1 pseudogene is annotated in these 436 nt (G+C 66.3%); it reads right to left on the bottom strand.

What is annotated here, in order from left to right:
• A pseudogene (locus tag K6N12_RS33685) lies at positions 1-436 on the bottom strand (electron transfer flavoprotein subunit alpha/FixB family protein); the annotation flags it as partial.

Raw genomic sequence — 436 nt, 5'->3', positions numbered from 1 at the left:
GACAGCGCATCCTTCACGAAACGCGACAGACCCGGATCGGAGACCGCCGCGATCGCCTCCACCGTTGCAGAGCCGCCTTCGGCAGCCGAGGCAAACGAGGCGGTGCGCACGGTGATCACCTTCCTGGCATCGCTGGCCTGCACCGTCTGGATGGCATTGCCGGCATAGATCGGCCGCTTGAAGGTGTCGGGGCTGACAACCTCGATGATCTCCGAGACCTGGGCGACATCGAGCAGGGCAGCGACGCGCGGCAGCACGGTCTTGCCGACCGAGGTGGCGGCAGAGACGATGGTGTCATAAGAGCCGGCGAGCGAGACGATCAGGTCGGCAAGCGGTTCGGCCAGATTGTTGGCAAGCGCGTCGCTTTCGGCCAGCAGCACCTTGGAGACGCCGGCGAGCTTGGCAGCGGCATCGGCCGCAGTCTTGGCGCCCTTGC

The sequence above is a fragment of the Rhizobium redzepovicii genome (assembly GCF_019793435.1).
In the GTDB taxonomy this organism is placed as follows: Bacteria; Pseudomonadota; Alphaproteobacteria; order Rhizobiales; family Rhizobiaceae; genus Rhizobium; species Rhizobium redzepovicii.
Note: the sequence above shows the minus strand (reverse complement) of the source record. Positions and strands in the feature narration are given on the sequence as shown.